This window comes from Streptococcus vestibularis ATCC 49124, assembly GCF_000188295.1.
In the GTDB taxonomy this organism is placed as follows: domain Bacteria; phylum Bacillota; class Bacilli; order Lactobacillales; family Streptococcaceae; genus Streptococcus; species Streptococcus vestibularis.
Genome location: NZ_GL831131.1, coordinates 1 through 611 on the forward strand (window position 1 = coordinate 1; position 611 = coordinate 611).

Here is a 611-nt window from a genome sequence, read left to right on the forward strand (position 1 = left end):
TATAAGTATCGTCCTTTTCTTTTTCTATCAATGCCCTACATCTGAATAAGCAATGTAAAATCGAACTTCTTGGTCACGATTTTTTTGAACAAAGCTGTACCAATTGTCACCATTAGCGAAGATGTATTTATCCCATTGTATGTCCCCTTGAGGTTGCACATAAGCAACACCACCGTCTTTGTTAGGTTCAGTATAAACAGGGGTGTCCTGTGTCAGTGTCAAAGTACCAGAAGTGGCTTCCCAACCGCCATAACCTGTTTTCGGATCAGATTCAGAAGTTGTGGTTCCAGCTTGATTAGCACTGTTACCTTGACTTGGAACAGGTTGAGATGGTGTTTGAGCTTGCGCTTGTTTTGGTGCTGTAGTTGTTGCACTAGAAGCGGCACTGGAAGCGACACTAGCTTCACTACTTTTAGCCTCGGTACTAGAGTCTACTTGCGTAGAACTAGAGGAGCTACTTGATTTCTTTGAAGAGCTCTTTGTCAAACTCTTACTGCTAGAGGATGACATTTTGCTGGTCTTTGTATCCTTACTGTAGAAGCCACTTTTATCTACTTTACTACTACCACAACCTTTTAATAATACAAAAGCAAGTAAGATAACCAATACGG

1 protein-coding gene is annotated in these 611 nt (G+C 41.1%); it reads right to left on the reverse strand.

From position 1 onward, the window contains the following. Positions 1 to 27 precede the first annotated feature (27 nt). Positions 28 to 611: hypothetical protein (locus HMPREF9425_RS09075; protein ID WP_003098533.1), on the reverse strand; the 584-nt coding region annotated here is incomplete at its 5' end.